The sequence below is a fragment of the Labrys wisconsinensis genome (assembly GCF_030814995.1).
Taxonomy (GTDB): Bacteria; Pseudomonadota; Alphaproteobacteria; order Rhizobiales; family Labraceae; genus Labrys; species Labrys wisconsinensis.
In genome coordinates, this window is the sequence record NZ_JAUSVX010000011.1 from 287,730 (window position 1) to 305,672 (window position 17,943).

Consider the following 17,943-nt stretch of genomic DNA (forward strand, 5'->3'; position numbering starts at 1 on the left):
CCGCCCGCGCGACCACGCATCCGCCCTTGCGCCGCATCGCCGGGTTCCGCCCGCGATGCGGCTCGCCCGCCCCCCGGAGCCGCCCATGTCCGAAGGCAAGCCCATCCCGGCGATCGAGCTGATCAATGTCAGCCGGCGCTTCCTGTCCCCGACGGGGAAATCGCTGACGGCGCTGCGTGATTTCAGCATGACCGTCGAGCGCGGCGAGTTCGTCGCCGTGGTCGGGCCGACCGGCTGCGGCAAGTCGACCACGCTCAACCTCGTCACCGGCCTGGCCAGGCCCAGCGCCGGCGAGGTCCGCGTCATGGGCGAGCCGGTGAACGGGATCGATCCGCGCGTCGGCTTCGTGTTCCAGACCGACGCGCTGTTCCCGTGGCGCTCGGTGGTCGACAATGTCGTCGCCGGCCCGCGGTTCCGCGGCCGGCCCAAGGCGCAAGCCTATGCCGACGCCCGCGACTGGCTCGCCCGCGTCGGCCTGTCGCGCTTCGAGACGCATTATCCCCACCAGCTCTCGGGCGGCATGAGGAAGCGCGTCGCCCTGGCGCAGACCTTCATCAACGGGCCGGAGATCCTGCTGATGGACGAGCCGTTCTCGGCGCTCGACGTGCAGACCCGGGTGCTGATGCACGAGGAGCTGCTGCGCCTGTGGTCGCAGGCCAAGGCCTCCGTCGTCTTCGTCACCCATGACCTCGAGGAGGCGATCGCGCTCGCCGACAAGGTCTATGTGCTGACCGCAGGTCCGGCGACGGTGAAATCGGTCTACCCGATCGACCTGCCGCGGCCGCGCGTGGTCGCCGACATCCGCTACGACCAGCGCTTCATCGATTATTCGCGCACGATCTGGGACGACCTCAAGGAAGAGGTCCAGACCAGCTACGCCCGCGCCGCGGCCTGAGGAGAGGGCATCATGGCAGACGCGACCTTCAACGTCGGCGCCGCCGCCTTCCGGCCCGGCACCTCCGATGCCGAGATCGAGGCCGCCGCCGCCAAGGCCGCCGGGCATCGCCGCCGCATGGTGACGGCCTGGCGCGTCGGCATCCTGGTGGTCTTCCTCGGCCTGTGGGAGCTCGCCGGGCGCCTCAACTGGATCGACCCATTCTTCTACGCCATGCCGAGCACCATTGCCGGCCGCCTCTACGAGTGGATCACCGAGGGCACCTCGGAGGGGCCGCTCTGGTACCACCTCTGGGTGACGATGGAGGAGGCGATGATCGGCTTCGTCACGGGCTCGATCGCCGGGGTGGTGATCGGCATCGCGCTCGGCCGCAACCAGATGGCGGCGGACGTGTTCTCCATCTACATCAAGGTGATCAACTCGATCCCGCGCGTGGTGCTGGCGCCGATCTTCATCATGATCTTCGGCCTCGGCCTCGGCTCGAAAGTGGCGCTCGCCTTCGTCATGGTGTTCTTCGTGGTGTTCCACAACGCCTTCCAGGGCGTGCGCGAGGCCGATCGGGCGATGATCGCCAATGCCCGCATCCTCGGCGCCTCGGACTGGCAGCTGACGCGTTCGGTCATCGTGCCTTCGGCGATGAGCTGGATCTTCGCCAGCCTGCATGTCAGCTTCGGCTTCGCCATCATCGGCGCCATCGTCGGCGAGTTCGTCGGCTCGCGCTACGGCATCGGCCTGCTGATCAACGTCGCCAAGGGCTCGTTCGACGCCGCCGGCATGTATGCGGCGATCGTCATCGTCATGGTCGTGGCGCTGGCGGCCGAATATGTCATGACCCTGGTCGAGCAACGCCTGGCGAAATGGCGGCCGCAGCCCCTGCACGAGACGCAGTAGGAACGCTTCGAGCCCGGCAGCGGTGGCGCCGGAAGCGCTGCCGCGCCTTCTGTGCCGCAGAGCCTCCGACGTCAGACGTAAGGCGTCCCGACGAGCGCGGCGTCGACGCCGGCGAAGCCGCGGTCCATCACGCTCACGAAAGCCGCCTCGGGCTTTCGGTTCTCGCGAAAGGCGCGGAGCGCCTCGCCATAGGCGACCACCAGCGTGGCCATCAGCATTGCCGCTGCGAGACGCGCGTCGGGATCGGCCTGCGACCGGCCCGCTGCGTCGGACAGCAGTCCGGCAAGATCGTCGGCGAGCGTCACCTGAAGCTCGCGCGCGCGCGCCGTCAGCGCCGGGCTCTCCGCGACGGTGCGCCAGAACCGGACGGGCCGCTCCGTGATCCTGAACAAAGGGTGTTGCGTCTCGACCAGCGCACGCATCAGCGTCTGGAACGCGTCGACCGGCGGCTGCCTACCGCGACCGGCGAGCGCTTCCCGCACCAGGGCCCGCCCTTCCTCCTCGCGATCGAAGACCAGATCCTCCTTCCGGGGGAAGTAGTTGAACACCGTCTTTCTGGCGACGCCCGCTTCATCGGCGATCTCGGCGACGGAGACGTTCTCGAAGCCGCGTTCGACGAACAGGCGTGTTGCGACGTCGGAGATCGCCTGGCGCGTCACCTCCTTCTTGCGGTCTCGGAGTCCGGGTCGGTTTGACATGTCGGTATTTATACCATAAGTAAATTTACACTGAGTATAAAAATTGTGCCCTATCGGGGAAGCCGACGAGCATCGCCGCAGCCGGCGCGGGCCCGAGGGGCGCTTGAGGACTTTCGCCTTGATCTATGATGTCGTGATCGCCGGAGCCGGCCCCGTCGGCTTGTTTCTCGCCTGTGAGCTGCGTCTCGCCGGCGTCTCGGTGCTGGTGCTGGAGCAAGCCGAGAACCCCAGCTCGCCCTTGAAGCGGCTGCCATTCGGGATGCGCGGCCTTTCCGTGCCCACCATCGAAGCCTTCTATCGCCGCGGATTGCTGAACGACATCGCGGCGCCGCAGCGCGCGAAAGACGGCCCGGATGGCAACAGCGCTCCGGGTGCTGCGCATTGGATGCAGCAGCCGCGCCGTCCGGGCGGCCATTTTGCCGGCATCCAGTTCTACCACGACACCATCGACACCTCGAAGTGGCCGTATCGCCTGCCAGGTCCGGCCAGCACCAGCATGGCGATCGAGCTGGAGCAGCTCGAATCCGCCCTGGCCGCTCGCACAAGCGCGATGGGGGCCGGGATCAGGCGCGGTCTCGCCGTCGAAAGCCTCGACCCGTCGGACGAGGACGTGACCATTCGCGCTGGCGGCGAGATTTTTCGCGGACGATGGCTCGTCGGCTGTGACGGCGGGCGCAGCACGGTGCGCAAGGCCGGCGGCTTCGAGTTCGTCGGCACCGATCCGGAGTTCACCGGCTATTCCGTTGAGGTCGAGATGGCCGATCCGGACAAGCTCGAGCCGGGCCGCCACTACACGCCGACGGGCATGTATACCTACCAAAAGCCCGGAACCGTCGCGATGGTCGATTTCGACGGGGGTGCCTTCCACCGCACCCGGCCGATCACGCTCGACCACGTGCAGGCGGTCCTGCGCCGGATCTCCGGCGCCGAGGTCACCGTCACGGCCCTCCGGCTTGCCACGACCTGGACGGATCGCGCCTTTCAGGCGACCGCTTACCGCAAGGGGCGGGTGCTGCTCGCCGGCGACGCCGCGCACATCCATTCTCCCCTGGGCGGCCAGGGGCTCAACCTCGGGCTCGGCGACGCGATGAACCTGGGCTGGAAGCTGGCTTCCACGATCCGCGGCGATGCGCCGGCCGGTCTGCTCGACAGCTATTGGAGCGAACGGCATCCGGTGGGAGCGCAGGTCCTCGACTGGTCGCGCGCCCAGGTCGCGCTGATGCGGCCGAGCCGGAGCTCGCGCGCGCTCGAAGCCATCATCCGCGATCTCATCGAGACGCGCGACGGGGCGACATACTTTGCCGAGCGCGTGTGGGCTGTTTCTCTCCGATACGATCTCGGCGGCAGCCACCCGCTGGTGGGCCGCAGCGCTCCCGACTTCGAGCTGGCCGACGGGACGAAGCTCGGCGATCTCCTCGGGACGGGCAGGGGCCTGATCCTCGACTTCGACGCTCGTGCGCCGCTCCGGGCGCTCGCCATGCGCTGGCGTGGTCGAATCGCCTATGTCGCCGGTGACGCCAGGGATCGGCTGGGCCTGAGCGCCGTTCTTGTCCGTCCCGATGGCGTCGTTGCCTGGGCCGTCGAGGCCGCCCCAGACCTCGAGGAAGCCGCCGAGGCCGCGTCGCGATGGTTCGGCGAGCCCGATGAGGAGCGTGAGCCTGCCTGAACCGGCCCACGCCGCGGCGATGGTCTCAAGGTTGCGATGTCGGCTAACCACCTTCCCTGCCGAGGATGAAGTGGTGCACCGCCTTGGCGAAGCCCTCGTCCTCGTTGCTGTCCGTCACCGCGCTCGCCTGCGCCTTCACCGCGTCGCTGGCATTGCCCATGGCGATGGAAAAGCCGCTCTGGCGGAACATCAGGACGTCGTTGGGCATGTCGCCGATGGTGGCGATCTCCTCGGCCGGGATGTGGAGGAGCCCGGACAGGGTGGTGACGACCGCGCCCTTGTTGGCCTGGGGGTGGGTGACGTCGAGATAGTAGCTCTGCGAGCGCACGGCGCTCGCCCGGTCGCCGAGGGCCGCCTGCGCCTTGGCCTCGCAGGCGGCGACGCGGTCGGCATCGTCGGAGACGCCGACGATCTTGGCGGCCTGTGCGAGGTGGGCATCGCTGAAGTCCTGCACCACCTTGGGATCGAATTTGATGATCCAGGCCTCGCGCGCCACGTGCGGCGCGTCGGGGTTGTGGATCAGCCATTCGTCGGGCGTGTAGACCCAGACGTCGAGGCCGGCATCGCGCATCAGCGTCACCGCTTCGCGTGCCGCGGCAGGGTCGAGCAGGTGGCTGCGCACCATGGAGAGGTCCGGCTTGACATAGACGCCGCCGTTGAAGCCGGCGATCGGGCCTTCGAGCGCCAGGGGCTCGAACAGCATGCGCATGCCGCGCGGCGGCCGGCTGCTGGTGATGGCGAAGGCGATGCCGGCCTGGCGCAACGCCAGGGCTGCGGCCTTGGCCTCCTCGGTCAGCACCTTGTCGTGGGTGACCAGCGTCCCGTCGACATCCGAGACGAGCAGGCGGATCTTGCGTCGGCCGGTCATGAGCGGCGCTCCGGCAGTCGGGTCTGGGGCTGCGTCAGCGGTGGCATGCGTCCTCCTTGGCCGAGATGGGGCGCGGCTATGCGGCACCGGTTGGCGCCGTTGCAGGCCGGCGGCGACAGCCAGGATTAGCACCTCCCCCGGCGGCCGGCGAGGCCTCTCAGGCGGCCGGCGCCGCCGGCGGCCCATGGGCGGGCAGCCGTACCTCGACGAGCAGGCCGGGCGGCGGCGTCCGGTCGCCGAGCTGCACCTGGCCCTCGTGCGACGACACGATCTCGCGGACGATGGCGAGGCCGAGGCCCGTGCCCTCGCTGCCGGCATCGGGCCGGCGATAGAAGCGCTCGAACACGCGTTCGCGGTCGGCGAGGGGGATGCCGGGACCGCTGTCCTCGATGGTGAGGACGACATCGCCGCCGGCCCGGCGCAGGCTCGCCGTCACCATGCCGCCGGCCGGCGTGTAGCGCAGGGCATTGTCGACCAGGTTGACGACGAGCTCGCGCAGCAGCGTCGAGTGACCCCAGAGCCGGAACGGTTCCGCAGCCGCCTCGAAGCCGAGGTCGATGTCGCGGGTGAGAGCCATCTGCGCCAGGCCCTCCAGCGCCTCGCGGGTCGTGGCGCCGAAATCCACCTCCGCCTTGCGCAGCGAAGCGCTGCCCTGCTCGGCGCGGGCGAGGAAGAGCAACTGGTTGGACAGGTGCGCCATCTGGTCCACCGAAGCGTCGACGGCGGCGAGGGCTTCGTCCTTGGCCCGCGGATCGGCCTCGCGCAGGCCGACATTGGCCTGGGTCTTGAGCAGGGCGAGCGGCGTGCGCAGCTGGTGCGCCGCGTTGGCGACGAAGCGTCGCTGCGTGGCGATCAGGCGCTGCACCCGGTCGAAAGCCTCGTTCAGGGCTTCGACCAGCGGTCGCAGCTCGGCCTGGACCTTGTCGGTCGCGAACGGCTTCAGCTCCGTCGGATCGCGCTCGACCACGGCTTCGCGCAGGCGCATCACCGGCGCAAGGCCGCGGCGCAGGCCGAACGCCGCCAGCAGGCCGGCGGCAGCCACGAGCAGGACCTGGTCGCGCAGCGCCTTGAGCCAGAGGCCGGTCACGAGCTTGTCGTGCGCCCGCAGGGTCTGGCCGACGGCCACGAGCGCGCTGCCGGGCCTTCCCGCGCCGATGATGGGCTGGGCGATGGCGACGGCGCGGATGGGCTGGTCGCGGAAGACGGCATCGAAATAGACCGGCTCCAGCCCCTTGGGCGGCTGCGGCGGCGCCATCACGTCGGGATAGCCGGCGATCAGCGTGCCGTCCGGCGCGGTGACGTGATAGATCACCCGGTCCGGCTCGTCGGAGGCGAACATTTCCAGGGCCGAGGGCGGGATCGGCGCCTCCAGCGCCCCGTCGGACTGCCGGATGCGTTCGGCGATCACCCGGGCGGAGGCCAGCAGGGTCCGGTCCGTGATCAGGCCGGCCGTCGCGGAGGCGTTCTCGTAGGTCGTCCAGACGTTGAAGCAGACTACCGCCGCCAGCGGCACGACGAGCCAGGCGAGCAGCTCGCGCCGCAGGCTCCTAGGCGCCATCGGCGATCCTCAGGACGTAGCCGAGGCCGCGCAGCGTGGCGATGGCGACGCCGCTGCCTTCCAGCTTGCGCCGGACGCGATGCACGCAGATCTCGAGCGCGTTGGGGTTGGCCTCGTCGTCGAAGCCGAACACGCTGTCGGTGAGGACGTCCTTGGGCACCGGCCGGCCGGCGCGCAGGATCAGGGTCTCCAGCACGGCGTGCTCGCGCGCCGTGAGGTGGAGCGCCGTGCCGTTGACGCTGAAGGCGCGGCCCTGGGTGTCGTAGCCGAGGGTGCCGAAGCGCACGAGGGGATCGAAGGTGCTGCGCCCGCGCCGGAGCTGGGCGCGGATGCGGGCCTCGAATTCCTCGACGTTGAACGGCTTGATGAGATAGTCGTCGGCGCCGCTGTCCAGGCCCTGCACCCGGCTCGACACTGCGTCGTTGGCGGTAAGGATGATCACCGGCGTGGTCCGGCCGCGCCGGCGCAGGCGCTTCAGCACCTCGATGCCGTCGAGATGCGGCAGGCCGAGATCGAGGATGACCAGGGCATAGTCCTGGCTGGCGAGGGCCGCATCGGCTTCGTCGCCGCGATGCACGCAGTCGATGACGTAGTTGTCGCGCCGGAGCAGCCGGGCGATCCATTGCGAGAGCTCGCGATTGTCTTCCGCCAGCAGGATGCGCATCGGGGCCGTTCGCGTCACCGCACGAGGACGGCACGGCTGCGGAATCTACGCCATCTGCGCGTGGAAGCGAAGGCGCGATCGGCGGCCGGCCGCGGCGAGGGGCGCCGGAACCATTTCGCCGCTCCGTCATTGTTCCGCGTCGGGGGCCGGCGGAGACCATCCATGGGACAGGCGAGCTATACCGTGAGCCCGGCGCAGGGCGGCTGGGTCATCCATCATGGCGGCGAGGTGAGCCGCAGCTATGACAATGCCGAAGCCGCGTTCGATGCCGCCTGCGCCGCGGCGCGGCAGGCGATCCGCGACGGCCGCGCCGTCGATGTCGCCGTCGACATCGCCAGGCGCCCGGACGAGGGCTTCGGCCATCGGGCGATCGGGGAGAACCTGGTGCGGCCGGCGAACGGCCGGACGGCTTAACCGGGCGCGCGTCAGGCCGGACAGGGGCCGCCGGCGTCGACCCAGACCTTGAGCAGCCGGATGAACTCGTCGTGCGGGATCGGCACCGGCGCGCGGCCCTTGCCGGGGTTCCAGCCCCAGAGCACCAGCTGGTCGGTGTTCATGTGGGTGACGAGGTCTGCGAGGCTGCGGTTGCCGTTGAGCTTGGGGTCCTTCAGCACGGCGCAGACCTCCTTCTCGCTCAGCCCCTGCCAGGTCATGCTGGCCGGCGCCAGCGACCAGTGCGGCGCGCCGGGCACGATGGTGGTCTTGCTGTTCTCGTCGCGATGGCAGGCGTAGCAGCGCGCGCCGTCGGCGCCGAGGCCGTCGATGCCGCGGGTGATCTTCATGCGGTGCGGCCGGCCCTCGTCGCCGTTGAGCGGGTTGTCGCCTCTGGGATGGCAGTTCACGCAGCGCGGGCTCTGCAGCACCTTGGCGATCGGGGCGAAGAGGTCGGACGTCTCGCCGAGGCCGGCGGCGGGCAGCGCCAGCAGGGCCGCCAGGGCGAGGGCGGCGCCCGCCGCGATCCGGCGCAGGCGACGAGCGGGGTGTTCGGGAAGGGCCATGGGGCACGTCTCCGGATGGGGAACGGAGCCGCGCCGCCGGGCGGCGCGGCAAGCGGGCACGGGGCTCAGGCGCCTTTGGCGTTGAAGTCCCAGGGCAGCGACCAGAGGCGCCGGCCGGTGGCGGCGAACACCGCATTGGCGACCGCCGGCGCCACCGGCGGCACGCCGGGCTCGCCGATGCCCGAGGGCGTCTCGCTCGAGGGCACGATATGGACCTCGACATCAGGCATGTCCGAGAGCCGCAGCGGCTCGTAGGTGTCGAAATTGGCCTGGTCGACGATGCCGTCGGTCAGGGTGATCTGGTTGCGCAGCGCGGCGCCGAGGCCGTAGCCGATGCCGCCCTCGACTTGCGCCCGGATCACGTCTGGGTTGACGGCGATGCCGCAATCGACCGCCGCCACCACCCGGTCGACCCTGACGCCGCCTTCGGGCTTGGCCGTCACCTCCGCCACCATGGCCACGAAGCTGCCGAAGCTCTCGTGCACGGCGACTCCGCGCCCGCGGCCCTTCTCGATCGGGCCGCCCCAGCCGGCCTTGTCCGCGGCGAGTTGCAGCACCGCGGCATGGCGGGGATGGTCCTGGAGCAGGGCGAGGCGGAAGGCGACGGGGTCCTTGCCCGCGGCCGCGGCGATGGCGTCCATCACCGTCTCCACCGCGTGGGCGGTGTGGGTGTGGCCGACCGAGCGCCACCACAGCGTCGGGATCGGCGAGTCCGCGCGGTGCCAGTCGACCGCGAGGTTCGGGATGGCGTAGGGCAGGTCGGCGGCGCCCTCCACCGCGGTGCCGTCGATGCCGTCCTTGACCACCATCGCTTCCAGCGGCGTGCCGACGATGAAGGACTGGCCGACCAGCCGGTGCTCCCAGGCGACCAGCTTGCCGGCGGCATCGAGGCCGGCGCGCACGGTGTGATGGAACATCGGGCGGTAATGGCCGCCCTGGATGTCGTCCTCGCGCGTCCAGACCAGGTGGATCGGCGTCCGGCCGCCGGTCGCCTTGGCCAGCATCGCCATCTCGGCGAAATAGTCGGCCTGCGGCGTGGCGCGGCGCCCGAAGGAGCCGCCGGCCCATTGGGTGTGGATCTTCACCTGCTCCGGCTTCAGGCCGAGGATGGCCGCCACCGTCGCCTGCTCCACCGTCTGGAACTGCGACCCCGCCCAGATCTCGACGCTGCCGTCGGCCTGGACCTCGATGACGCCGTTGAGCGGCTCCATCGGGGCGTGGGCGAGATAGGGGAAGGAGAAGTCCGCCTCGATCACCTTGGCGGCGCCCTGGAGGGCGGCCGCGGCGTCGCCCCGCGCCGCGGCGACGGCGCCGGGCCTGGCGGCCAGCGCCTTGTAGTCGGCCATCATGGTCGAGGTCGAGCGGGTCTCGGCCTTGGAATCGTCCCACTCGACCTTGAGGGCGTCGCGCCCGCGCATCGCCGACCAGGTGTCCCGGGCCAGCACGGCAACGCCGGCGGGCAGCGTCACCACGTCGACGACGCCCGCCACCGCCTTGGCGGCGCTGGCATCCACCGCCTTCACCACGCCGCCGAACCGCGGGGGATGGGCGATGACGGCCGTGAGCTGGCCGGGCCGGCGCACGTCCATGGCATAGATGGTGCGGCCGGTGGTCTTGTCGGCGGAATCCAGCCGCGGCAGCGGCTTGCCGATATAGACCCACTGGTCCGGCGTCTTCAGCGTCACCGCCGTCGGCGGCGTGATGGTGGCGGCCTTGGCGGCGAGAGCGCCGAAGCTGGCGCTGCGGCCGGAGGCGTGGCCGACGACCCCCTTCACCACGGTGATCTCGGCCGCCGGCACGCCCCATTCCGCCGCCGCGGCGGCGACCAGCATGGCTCGGGCGGCGGCGCCGGCCATGCGCATCTGCATCCAGGAATTGGCCGTGGAGGTCGAGCCGCCCGTGCCCTGGAACGGACCGAAGAACAGGTTGTTGTAGAGCTTGGCGTCGGCCGGGGCGAACTCGGCCCTGACCTTGGCCCAGTCGGCGTCGAGCTCGTCGGCGACGATGGTGGCGAGGCCGGTGGCGATGCCCTGGCCCTTGTCGAGATGCTTGATCAGCACGGTGACGCTGTCGTCGGTACCGATGCGCACGAAGGCGTTCGGGGCGGGGCCATCCTTGAAGGTCGCCGCAGCGGCGGAGCGGCCGCCGAAATCGACGACGGTGCCGACGATCAGGGCGCCGGCGACGGCGCCCGCGCCCTGCAGGAAGGCGCGGCGGCTGGGCAGGGGCAGGGGACGCGCCTCGGGCGCATGCAGGGCCTGGAGCTGGCGGGCGGTGATCATGGCGCAGCCTCCTCAAGCCAGCTCTTTGGCGGCTTCGTGGACGGCGGCGCGGATGCGCACATAGGTGGCACATCGACAGACATTGCCGTCGAGGGCGTTGTCGATATCCGCGTCCGTCGGCTTGGGATTGGCCGAGAGCAGGCCGACCGCGGTCATGATCTGGCCGGACTGACAGTAGCCGCACTGCACCACGTCGAGGCGCTGCCAGGCGCCCTGCACCGCCTTGGCGGTCTTGCCTTCGAGGCCCTCGATAGTGGTGACGTCGCGGTCGACGACATCGCGCACCTGGATCTGGCAGGAGCGGACGGGCTCGCCGTCGAGATGCACGGTGCAGGCGCCGCACAGCGCCACCCCGCAGCCGAACTTGGTGCCGGTGAGGTTGAGATGGTCGCGGATGGCCCAGAGCAGGGGCATGTCGGGCGCGACGTCGAGATCGTGGGATTGGCCGTTGACGGTGATGCGGGGCATCGGGCGGACCTCCAATTCGCGGTGGACAGGAGAGCGCGGGCCTTGATCGGCCTCATTGGAACCGAGCTTAACTGCACGCCCGGCGCTGGCAAGACGGCACCCGGAGGCGCTATACTTACCCCATGGATACCAAGGTTCCCGCCGAGCTCGCCCAGACCTGCCTCATCACCCCGGCCAAGGAGGCGCTGGTGCGCGAGATGCTGGCGCGCATCGCCGACAAATGGACGCTGATGGTGGTCGACGCCCTGGAGGGCGAGGCGGAGCTGCGCTTCTCGCGGTTGCGCGAGAAGGTCGAGGGCGTCAGCCAGAAGATGCTGACCAAGACGCTGCGCCAGCTCGAGCGCGACGGCCTGGTGGTGCGGCGCGTCCATGCCGAGATCCCGCCGCGGGTCGACTATCGGCTGACGCCGCTCGGCGAGAGCCTCAGCCATTCGCTCTGCGGCGTGTGGATGTGGGCTGGGACGAATCTCGACGCGGTGGAGCAGGCGCGGGCTGCTTATGACGGGCGAGGTGGGTAGGGGCTTGTCCGGGCGAAGCGTTCACCGGCTTGGCGCGAAACGCCCCTGGCTGGGCAAGACGCCCATACCCTGCGATAGTTACGTCATGAACGAGAGATCTGATGTTGCGATGGCAGGAGGTGCGGCATGACCACCACCCTGTTTGACCAGGCTGTCGAAGCCGTGCGTCGCCTGCCCCCGGAATCGCAGGACGACATCGCTCGCGCCATGCTCAGCATGGCCGATGGCGGCGAGCCGGAACCCATCGACCCCGAGCACCTCGAGGCTGTGCTGGAAGGCCTGGCACAGGCCGATCGCGGCGAGTTCGTCTCCAACGAGAAGGTTGCAGCGCTCCTCCGCAGCTTCGACGTATGAAGCTGGCCGTCACGCCCAAAGCCTACGCCGACATGGAGGCGATACGGGCCTATCTCATCGGAAGGAGTCCAGCCGCCGCCGGCCGGGTGGGCGCGGCTTTCCTCGACGCGTTTCGCATCATTGCCGAGCACCCGAATATCGGTCGCCAGCTCGCCCGGCGCGTGCGCCGCTTCGTGCTGCCGCGCTACCCCTACTTGGTCTTCTACAAGGTGACAGAGGCCGAGGTTCAAATCCTTGCCGTTCGTCACGCAGCGCGTCGGCCCGAGGGGGAGGCGTGATCGACGGCGACGTTGCCTTCCACGCCGCCGTCGATGGAGCATGGGGTCCTCCACGAGGTGCCGAAGCGACCGCTCGGCAAAGTATTCGCGTTCGCCGTCACGACGCCCGCACGATCCGGAACCCCTCCACCTCCTTCACGACAGGCAAATCCTTCCACCTGTCGCTGTCGTGCAGGATGATCAGGCGGCCGAGGTCGCCGGCGATCTCCTTGTTGATGCGGTCGATGGTCTTGAGCTGCTCCCAGATGCTGCCGATGCCGTTGGCGAGGGGCACGTAGACGCCGTCGTGCTTGTGGCCGCAGATGTTGCGGCGGGCATAGACGCAGTCGCCGGAGACGACCAGGCGGCCGCGGGCGGTCTCGATCACCACGAACTGCTGGCCGAGTGTGTGGCCTTCGCCGAGGCGCAGGTGCAGGCCGGGCAGGAGGTCGTCGACGTCGCCCTCGACCAGGTTGAGGCGGTGCTCCACCGAGGCGTCGAAGGCGCGCCGGAGGTCGTCCGGGTTGATGATCTCGGTGAGGAAGCCGAACTGCGGCGGCAGGGCCATGGCCTCGATCCAGCTGAGGATCTCGCGCTTCTGGATGTGCAGGCGCGCCTTCGGGAATTTGCCGATCGAGCCCATATGGTCGAAATGCGCATGGCTGAGCACGATGTCGGTGACGTCGTCCGGGCCGACGCCCATCTCGGCGAGCATGCGCAGCGGCGAGATCCACCAGGGGATGCCGAACTTGACGCTCATCGCCTCGCCGCTGCCCTCGCGCATGAAGCCGGTGTCGACGAGCACGATCCTGTCCGCCCGCCGGGCGAGCACGAAGGAGAAGGGCAGGTCGACGACGCCGGCCTCGTGGGCGCCGTGGACGAGGCTGGCGACCGGCTGGTCCTTGGAGCGGGCGAACTCGACGACGTGGACGTCCCACGTCTTTTCCGGAGCGGTCATGGCTGATCCTCAGCTTTCGGACAGGGACCGTCCGAGGCTGGAGAGCCCGACGGCGACGATCAGGATGGCGCCCTGCAGCACATATTGCGAGAAGGTCGGAGCGCCGAAAATGTTGAGGCCGTTGAAGCCGAAGGCGATGATCAGCGCGCCGATCAGCGTGCCGAGCACGTGGAACTCGCCGTCGCGCAGCGTGGCCGAGCCGAGGAACACCGCGGCGAAGGCCGTGAGGAGATAGCTGTCGGCGGCGCTGGCCGTGCCGCTGCCGAGGCGCGAGGCGAGCAGGATGCCGGTCAGCGCGGCGCAGACGCCGGAGACGACGAAGCCGAGGATCTTGATGCGGTCGACGGCGATGCCGGCGAGCCGCGCCGCCGCCGGATTGCCGCCGACGGCCTGGATCTCCTGGCCGAGCGATGTACGCTCCACCAGCACCCAGAGCCCGCCCAGCACCACCGCCATGATCAGGATGTTGTTGGGGATGCCGAACAGCCAGCGGCCGAGCGAGAGCTGCAGGAAGGCCTCCGGCACGCCGGCGACGATCGGCACCCCGGCGGAATAGGCGAAGGCGAGGCCGGTGAGGATGGTGCCGACGCCGAGCGTGGCGATCACCGAATTGACCCGGACCTTGGTGACGATCAGCCCGTTGACGAGGCCGATCAGGGCGCCGGCGGCGAGCACGATCGCGACGGCGAGCGGGATCGGCAGCCCGTTGCCGACGATCAGGCCGGTGACCAGGATGCCGTGGAGGCTGGCGGCAAAGCCGATGGAGAGGTCGAGCTCGCCGACGATGACGGCGATGGTCAGGCCCGCGGCGATGATCATGGCGAGCGAGGCCTGGTTCAGCACGTTGGTGAAGTTGCTGAGCGTCGGGAAGGCCCGCGGCGACAGCAGGGAGAAGGCGAGGATCATGGCGGCGAGGCCGATGATCGTGGCGTAGCGGGCGAAGAAGCCGAGCGTCACCCGGGCGCGGGGCGACAGGCGGCGGCTCGGGGCGATGTCGGTCATGGCAGGCTTCCCTCCAGCGCGGCGTGGGCGTAGCTGGCCTCGATGATGGCGTTGCGCGACAGGGCCTCGCCCTCGAGCTCGCGGGCGAGGCGCCCCTCGGCCATGACCAGCACCCGGTCGCAGAGGTCCGGCAGCTCGTCCGGCTCGGAGGAGACGACGATCACGGCCATGCCCTTGGCCGCCAGGACGCGGATCAGCCGATGGATCTCGGCACGGGCGCCGATGTCGACGCCGCGGGTCGGCTCGTCGAGGATCAGCACCTTGGGAGCGCGCAGCAGCCAGCGGCCGATCACCACCTTCTGCTGGTTGCCGCCGCTGAGCCGGCCGACCGGGGTCTCGATGCCTGCCGTCTTGACCGCGAGGTCGCGGATGACGGCAAGCGAGGAGGCTTCGCGCCGGCGGAAATCGATCAGCGGCAGGGCGCGGCTGCGCACGATCGCGTCGAGATTGGCGAGCTGCAGGTTGAAGGCGACGCTCTTGCCGAGCAGCAGGCCTTCGGTGCGCCGCTCCTCCGGCACCAGCCCGAGCCCGGCGCGCACCGCCTGCGCCGGCGAGCGCGGCGCGAAGGGGCGGCCGTCCAGCACCATGGTGCCGGCGTCGGGCCGGTCGGCGCCGAAGATCAGGCGGGCGAGCTCGCTGCGCCCGGCGCCGACCAGGCCGCCGATGCCGAGCACCTCGCCGCGGTGCAGGGTGAAGCCGACGCCGCGCACCTTGGGCAGCCGGGCGAGGCCCTCGACCGTCAGCATCGCCTCCCGACGCCCGGAGGCGCGGGCCGGGACGGCGGGCGGCCTGGCCGCGCCGCCGACGATCGCCTCGACCAGGGCCGCGCGGCTGAGATCCGCGCGCTCGAGCTGCGCCACCACCCGCCCGTCGCGGAAGGCGGTGACGGCGTCGCACAGACGCAGGATCTCGTCGAGCCGGTGCGAGACATAGAGCACGGCGACGCCCGAGCGGGCGAGGTCGGCGACGATGGCGAAGAGCGTCTCGCATTCCTCGGCGGAGAGCGAGGCGGTCGGCTCGTCCATGACGATCAGCCGCGCCTTGCGCACCAGCGCCCGGCAGATGCTGATCAGCCAGGCCTCGGCGGTGGAGAGCGTCCGCGCCGGCGCCGAGAGCGGCGCGGTGACGCCGACGCGCGCGGCGATCGGCGCGACCTCGCGGATGACGGCCCGCCAGTCGATCATGCCCCAGCGCGAGGCCTTGGGCAGGCCGAGCATGATGTTCTCGATCGCGGTCATCCCGGGCACCAGGGCGAGCTCCTGGTGGATGAAGCTCATGCCGAGCTCGGTGGCGCGATGCGGAGTCGGGATGGCGACCGGCTCGCCGTCGATCAGCACGCGGCCGCGATCGGGCTGGACGAGCCCGGCCAGGATGCGGATCAGGGTCGACTTGCCGGCGCCGTTGGCGCCGACGAGGCCGTGCACCGCGCCGGGCGCGAGCGCCAGCGACACCCCCTTCAGCGCCTGGGCGCCGCCATAGGACTTGGCGATGTCCTCGACCGCCAGGAAGGGCCGGGCCGAGGCCGCGGCCGGCGGTGAGAGGGGAGCGGAAACCGTCACGAGCGTCCTACTTGCCGAGGGCGTCCGGATGCGCCTTGAGGAAATCGGCGACGGTGTCCGTGGTGATCAGCACCGCCGGCACCTCGGCCGCCTTGGGCGTCCAGCCCGCGCCGGCGGCCTTGATCTCCTTGAGCATCTTCACCATGCGGTAGCCCTCGGTATAGCTGTCCTCCCAGGCCGTGGCGGTCATGTGGCCGTTCTTGATGTTCTCGATCGCCTGGGCATTGCCGTTGACGCCATAGACCTTGACGTCGTCGCGGCCCTGCTGGCGCAGCGAGCCGATGGCGCCGATCGCCGGATCGTCCCAGCAGCCCCAGATGGCGAGGTTGCCCTCGCCGGCGGGATGGGAGGCGAGCCAGGCATTGGCATATTGCGCCCCGTCCTCGAAATAGCCGGGGATGCGCACCTCGTTCTTGGTGATGCTGATCTCGGGGTGCTTGGCCAGGATCTGGTCGAACAGCACCTCGCGGTTGCGGCAGACCTCGCCGGTCCGGTAGGTCAGCGCCAGCACGGCGCCCTTGCCGCCGAGATCGGCCGCCAGCTTCTCGATCACCGGCTCGGCGATCGGGGCGCCCGAGCCGTTGGTGGCGGCGACGGCGCCGCCGAGGCCGCCGCCCCAGGTCACGACCGGGATGTTCGCCGCCTTGGCGGCGGCGAGACCCGCCCCGATCGAGGACCAGGGGAACACCATGTCGATGATGGCGCCGGCGCCGCGCTCGGCGAAGTTCTGGATGGCGGCATTGGCCTGGTCGGCGCTGCCGGCCGCATCGATCACCGACACGGTCCAGCCCTCCTCCTTGGCCGCGGCCGAGGCGCCGGCGATGTAGCGCACATTGTTGGCCTCGGTGGCGGCGATCGAGACGATGCCGAGCAGCGGCCCGTCCGCCGCCGGCGCTTGTCCCGCCGCCAGCGCCAGGCCGGCGGCGACCGCAACTCTCCATGTCCAGCGTGACATCGTTTCTCTCCCGACCTCTTCCATGCAGCCGCGTCTGCGCGCGCTCAGCGAACGTGATCTAACCGTTTCGCCAGATTTTACGATCGCCCGGCCGCTGGCAAGGAAAATCTGGGTGTTTCGCTGGAATTTTGCCCTGGACAAGCCGAAGTGGATCGGTGAGTTTCAGCAAAACGATTAGCTGGGTGTTCGGTGGCAACCATCAAGGACGTGGCGAAGGCAGCCGGCGTGTCGACGGCGACGGTCTCGGCGGTGCTCAACGACACCGCCTATGTCAGCCCGCCGCTGCGCGCCCGGGTGCTCTCGGCGGTGAGCGCGCTCGACTATGCCCCGCTGCTGGCGGCCAAGAACCTCAGGCGCGGCCGCAGCCAGCTGATCGCCCTGGTCGTCGCCGACCTCGCCAATCCCTTCTTCGCCCGCCTGGTGGTGGCGGCCGAGGCGGCGGTGGCGGCCTGGGGCTATGCGCTGGTGCTGTTCAACAGCGACGAGAAGCCGGACAACGAGCGGCGCATCCTGACGCGCATCCGCACGTTGTCCTGCGACGGGGCGGTGCTGGTGCCGGTCGGCAATGCCGCCCACCGGGTGCAGCGCGACTTCGAGGGCAATGCCATGCCGATGGTGCTGTTCGGGCGCGTGGTCGACGACGACCGCTCCGACACGGTGACGATCGACAACGTCTCGGCGGCGCGCCAGGTCGCCACCTATCTCATGGACCTCGGCCACCGCCGCATCGGCACCATCACCGGGCCGCTGCACCTCACCACCGGACGCGGGCGCCTCGACGGGATGCTCGAGGCGATGCAGGCGCGCGGCCTCGCGCCGCAGCCCGGCCATGTCCGCTGCGGCGAGTTTCGCGAGGACGTCGCCTATTCCGTCGCCCGCGAGATGCTGGAGCGGCCCGACCGGCCGAGCGCGCTCTATGCCGCCAACGGCGTCATGGCGCTCGGCGTGATGCGGGCCATGGCCGATCTCGGCCTGAAATGCCCGGAGGACGTGTCGATCGCCTCGACCGACACCATCCCCGGCATCGGGGGCCTCCGGCCGCGCCTCACCCGCACCGAGCATCCCGTGACCGACATGACCAACGAGGCGCTGCGCCTCCTGGTCGACCGCATTAGCCGCGGCAACGACGTGCCGCCGCGCAACGTCGTGTTCCAGCCGACCCTGGTGCTGGGCGAGAGCTGCGGGCCGGTCGTGGCCTAAAGCAGCTTCTCGTTGCTATCGCCACGATTCCCTCAATGCTTGAGGGAACCCGTTGCGTATTGGATGAGCATGGCGAGGACGATGATGAGGCCCATATAGACCTGCTGGTGGTATCCTGGGACGCCTGCGAGGTTCATGATGTTGGCGATGAT

The 17,943-nt window shown here is 70.1% G+C and carries 20 protein-coding genes and 1 pseudogene; 9 read left to right on the forward strand and 12 right to left on the reverse strand.

Annotated elements, in window-relative coordinates; all coding sequences use genetic code 11:
* The first annotated feature begins 85 nt into the window (after positions 1–85).
* Together QO011_RS26595 and QO011_RS26600 are read left to right on the forward strand one after the other, a co-directional pair.
* The gene (locus QO011_RS26595) at positions 86–895 is read left to right on the forward strand and encodes an ABC transporter ATP-binding protein (protein ID WP_307278954.1); all 810 of its coding nucleotides are present in this window, start codon (positions 86–88) and stop codon (positions 893–895) included.
* 12 nt (positions 896–907) lie between these two features.
* Positions 908–1,786: an ABC transporter permease gene (locus tag QO011_RS26600; protein WP_307278957.1), complete on the forward strand. Its 879-nt coding sequence runs from the start codon at positions 908–910 to the stop codon at positions 1,784–1,786.
* A gap of 71 nt (positions 1,787–1,857) precedes the next feature.
* On the opposite strand, the gene QO011_RS26605 is transcribed toward QO011_RS26600, so the two are convergent.
* Complete coding sequence (locus tag QO011_RS26605) at positions 1,858–2,445, reverse strand: TetR/AcrR family transcriptional regulator (protein WP_307278960.1); 588 nt, start codon at positions 2,443–2,445, stop codon at positions 1,858–1,860.
* A 157-nt stretch (positions 2,446–2,602) separates the two neighbouring features.
* Here QO011_RS26605 and QO011_RS26610 point away from each other — a divergent pair, with 157 nt between their 5' ends.
* Positions 2,603–4,150 (forward strand): FAD-dependent monooxygenase, encoded by a 1,548-nt coding sequence (locus tag QO011_RS26610; protein ID WP_370882007.1) that lies wholly within the window; start codon positions 2,603–2,605, stop codon positions 4,148–4,150.
* Between the two features lie 43 nt (positions 4,151–4,193).
* Here the strand turns inward: QO011_RS26610 and QO011_RS26615 are convergent, their stop codons facing one another.
* From QO011_RS26615 to QO011_RS26625, 3 genes are all read right to left on the reverse strand, one after another.
* Positions 4,194–5,018, reverse strand: a complete 825-nt coding sequence (locus tag QO011_RS26615; protein WP_307278966.1) for a Cof-type HAD-IIB family hydrolase — start codon at positions 5,016–5,018, stop codon at positions 4,194–4,196.
* A gap of 157 nt (positions 5,019–5,175) precedes the next feature.
* A complete protein-coding gene (locus tag QO011_RS26620; protein WP_307278967.1) occupies positions 5,176–6,576 on the reverse strand; it encodes a sensor histidine kinase in 1,401 nt (466 codons plus the stop codon).
* Positions 6,566–7,240, reverse strand: a complete 675-nt coding sequence (locus tag QO011_RS26625; protein ID WP_307278969.1) for a response regulator — start codon at positions 7,238–7,240, stop codon at positions 6,566–6,568. Before QO011_RS26625 ends, QO011_RS26620 begins: the two co-directional genes overlap by 11 nt.
* Positions 7,241–7,402: 162 nt before the next feature.
* Here QO011_RS26625 and QO011_RS26630 point away from each other — a divergent pair, with 162 nt between their 5' ends.
* Positions 7,403–7,654 (forward strand): hypothetical protein, encoded by a 252-nt coding sequence (locus QO011_RS26630; RefSeq protein ID WP_307278972.1) that lies wholly within the window; start codon positions 7,403–7,405, stop codon positions 7,652–7,654.
* Positions 7,655–7,665: 11 nt separating this feature from the next.
* On the opposite strand, the gene QO011_RS26635 is transcribed toward QO011_RS26630, so the two are convergent.
* The 3 genes from QO011_RS26635 to QO011_RS26645 all read right to left on the reverse strand — a co-directional run bounded on the left by QO011_RS26635 (position 7,666) and on the right by QO011_RS26645 (position 10,988).
* Positions 7,666–8,238: a hypothetical protein gene (locus QO011_RS26635; RefSeq protein WP_307278975.1), complete on the reverse strand. Its 573-nt coding sequence runs from the start codon at positions 8,236–8,238 to the stop codon at positions 7,666–7,668.
* Between the two features lie 65 nt (positions 8,239–8,303).
* Positions 8,304–10,520 carry a xanthine dehydrogenase family protein molybdopterin-binding subunit gene (locus QO011_RS26640; RefSeq protein ID WP_307278978.1) on the reverse strand — a complete coding sequence of 739 codons (2,217 nt, stop codon included), beginning with the start codon at positions 10,518–10,520 and terminating at the stop codon, positions 8,304–8,306.
* A 12-nt stretch (positions 10,521–10,532) separates the two neighbouring features.
* Positions 10,533–10,988, reverse strand: a complete 456-nt coding sequence (locus QO011_RS26645; RefSeq protein ID WP_307278981.1) for a (2Fe-2S)-binding protein — start codon at positions 10,986–10,988, stop codon at positions 10,533–10,535.
* Positions 10,989–11,110: 122 nt separating this feature from the next.
* Here QO011_RS26645 and QO011_RS26650 point away from each other — a divergent pair, with 122 nt between their 5' ends.
* The 3 genes from QO011_RS26650 to QO011_RS26660 all read left to right on the forward strand — a co-directional run bounded on the left by QO011_RS26650 (position 11,111) and on the right by QO011_RS26660 (position 12,138).
* Positions 11,111–11,506, forward strand: a complete 396-nt coding sequence (locus QO011_RS26650) for a winged helix-turn-helix transcriptional regulator (protein WP_307278984.1) — start codon at positions 11,111–11,113, stop codon at positions 11,504–11,506.
* 126 nt (positions 11,507–11,632) lie between these two features.
* Positions 11,633–11,860, forward strand: a complete 228-nt coding sequence (locus QO011_RS26655; protein WP_307278987.1) for a hypothetical protein — start codon at positions 11,633–11,635, stop codon at positions 11,858–11,860.
* The gene (locus QO011_RS26660; RefSeq protein WP_307278990.1) at positions 11,857–12,138 is read left to right on the forward strand and encodes a type II toxin-antitoxin system RelE/ParE family toxin; all 282 of its coding nucleotides are present in this window, start codon (positions 11,857–11,859) and stop codon (positions 12,136–12,138) included. The genes QO011_RS26655 and QO011_RS26660 overlap by 4 nt, the downstream gene beginning before the upstream one ends.
* Positions 12,139–12,235: 97 nt before the next feature.
* On the opposite strand, the gene QO011_RS26665 is transcribed toward QO011_RS26660, so the two are convergent.
* The 4 genes from QO011_RS26665 to QO011_RS26680 are packed head-to-tail and all read right to left on the reverse strand — an operon-like array spanning position 12,236 to position 16,591.
* On the reverse strand, positions 12,236–13,075 hold the full coding sequence (locus QO011_RS26665; protein ID WP_307278993.1) for an N-acyl homoserine lactonase family protein: 840 nt from the start codon (positions 13,073–13,075) through the stop codon (positions 12,236–12,238).
* 9 nt (positions 13,076–13,084) lie between these two features.
* The gene (locus QO011_RS26670) at positions 13,085–14,077 is read right to left on the reverse strand and encodes an ABC transporter permease (protein WP_307278995.1); all 993 of its coding nucleotides are present in this window, start codon (positions 14,075–14,077) and stop codon (positions 13,085–13,087) included.
* Positions 14,074–15,636 (reverse strand): sugar ABC transporter ATP-binding protein, encoded by a 1,563-nt coding sequence (locus QO011_RS26675; protein ID WP_307278998.1) that lies wholly within the window; start codon positions 15,634–15,636, stop codon positions 14,074–14,076. Before QO011_RS26675 ends, QO011_RS26670 begins: the two co-directional genes overlap by 4 nt.
* A gap of 7 nt (positions 15,637–15,643) precedes the next feature.
* Positions 15,644–16,591, reverse strand: coding sequence for a sugar ABC transporter substrate-binding protein (locus tag QO011_RS26680; RefSeq protein WP_307278999.1), 948 nt, complete (start codon positions 16,589–16,591; stop codon positions 15,644–15,646).
* A gap of 22 nt (positions 16,592–16,613) precedes the next feature.
* On the opposite strand from QO011_RS26680, the gene QO011_RS26685 reads away from it, so the two are divergent.
* Together QO011_RS26685 and QO011_RS26690 are read left to right on the forward strand one after the other, a co-directional pair.
* Positions 16,614–16,769 carry a hypothetical protein gene (locus QO011_RS26685; RefSeq protein ID WP_307279002.1) on the forward strand — a complete coding sequence of 52 codons (156 nt, stop codon included), beginning with the start codon at positions 16,614–16,616 and terminating at the stop codon, positions 16,767–16,769.
* 11 nt (positions 16,770–16,780) lie between these two features.
* Positions 16,781–17,791, forward strand: a complete 1,011-nt coding sequence (locus QO011_RS26690) for a LacI family DNA-binding transcriptional regulator (RefSeq protein WP_307279005.1) — start codon at positions 16,781–16,783, stop codon at positions 17,789–17,791.
* A gap of 32 nt (positions 17,792–17,823) precedes the next feature.
* Here the strand turns inward: QO011_RS26690 and QO011_RS26695 are convergent.
* Positions 17,824–17,943, reverse strand: a pseudogene (locus tag QO011_RS26695) (ABC transporter permease); the annotation flags it as partial.

Excerpts from the sequence above, each read along its gene's own strand:
- QO011_RS26600 (WP_307278957.1), top strand. The coding sequence starts at position 908 with ATGGCAGACGCGACCTTCAACGTCGGCGCCGCCGCCTTCCGGCCCGGC.
- QO011_RS26670 (WP_307278995.1), bottom strand. The coding sequence starts at position 14,077 with ATGACCGACATCGCCCCGAGCCGCCGCCTGTCGCCCCGCGCCCGGGTG.
- QO011_RS26630 (WP_307278972.1), top strand. The coding sequence starts at position 7,403 with ATGGGACAGGCGAGCTATACCGTGAGCCCGGCGCAGGGCGGCTGGGTC.
- QO011_RS26665 (WP_307278993.1), bottom strand. The coding sequence starts at position 13,075 with ATGACCGCTCCGGAAAAGACGTGGGACGTCCACGTCGTCGAGTTCGCC.
- QO011_RS26655 (WP_307278987.1), top strand. The coding sequence starts at position 11,633 with ATGACCACCACCCTGTTTGACCAGGCTGTCGAAGCCGTGCGTCGCCTG.
- QO011_RS26620 (WP_307278967.1), bottom strand. The coding sequence starts at position 6,576 with ATGGCGCCTAGGAGCCTGCGGCGCGAGCTGCTCGCCTGGCTCGTCGTG.
- QO011_RS26645 (WP_307278981.1), bottom strand. The coding sequence starts at position 10,988 with ATGCCCCGCATCACCGTCAACGGCCAATCCCACGATCTCGACGTCGCG.
- QO011_RS26685 (WP_307279002.1), top strand. The coding sequence starts at position 16,614 with ATGCAGCCGCGTCTGCGCGCGCTCAGCGAACGTGATCTAACCGTTTCG.
- QO011_RS26595 (WP_307278954.1), top strand. The coding sequence starts at position 86 with ATGTCCGAAGGCAAGCCCATCCCGGCGATCGAGCTGATCAATGTCAGC.
- QO011_RS26635 (WP_307278975.1), bottom strand. The coding sequence starts at position 8,238 with ATGGCCCTTCCCGAACACCCCGCTCGTCGCCTGCGCCGGATCGCGGCG.
- QO011_RS26625 (WP_307278969.1), bottom strand. The coding sequence starts at position 7,240 with ATGCGCATCCTGCTGGCGGAAGACAATCGCGAGCTCTCGCAATGGATC.
- QO011_RS26640 (WP_307278978.1), bottom strand. The coding sequence starts at position 10,520 with ATGATCACCGCCCGCCAGCTCCAGGCCCTGCATGCGCCCGAGGCGCGT.
- QO011_RS26660 (WP_307278990.1), top strand. The coding sequence starts at position 11,857 with ATGAAGCTGGCCGTCACGCCCAAAGCCTACGCCGACATGGAGGCGATA.
- QO011_RS26650 (WP_307278984.1), top strand. The coding sequence starts at position 11,111 with ATGGATACCAAGGTTCCCGCCGAGCTCGCCCAGACCTGCCTCATCACC.
- QO011_RS26615 (WP_307278966.1), bottom strand. The coding sequence starts at position 5,018 with ATGACCGGCCGACGCAAGATCCGCCTGCTCGTCTCGGATGTCGACGGG.
- QO011_RS26680 (WP_307278999.1), bottom strand. The coding sequence starts at position 16,591 with ATGTCACGCTGGACATGGAGAGTTGCGGTCGCCGCCGGCCTGGCGCTG.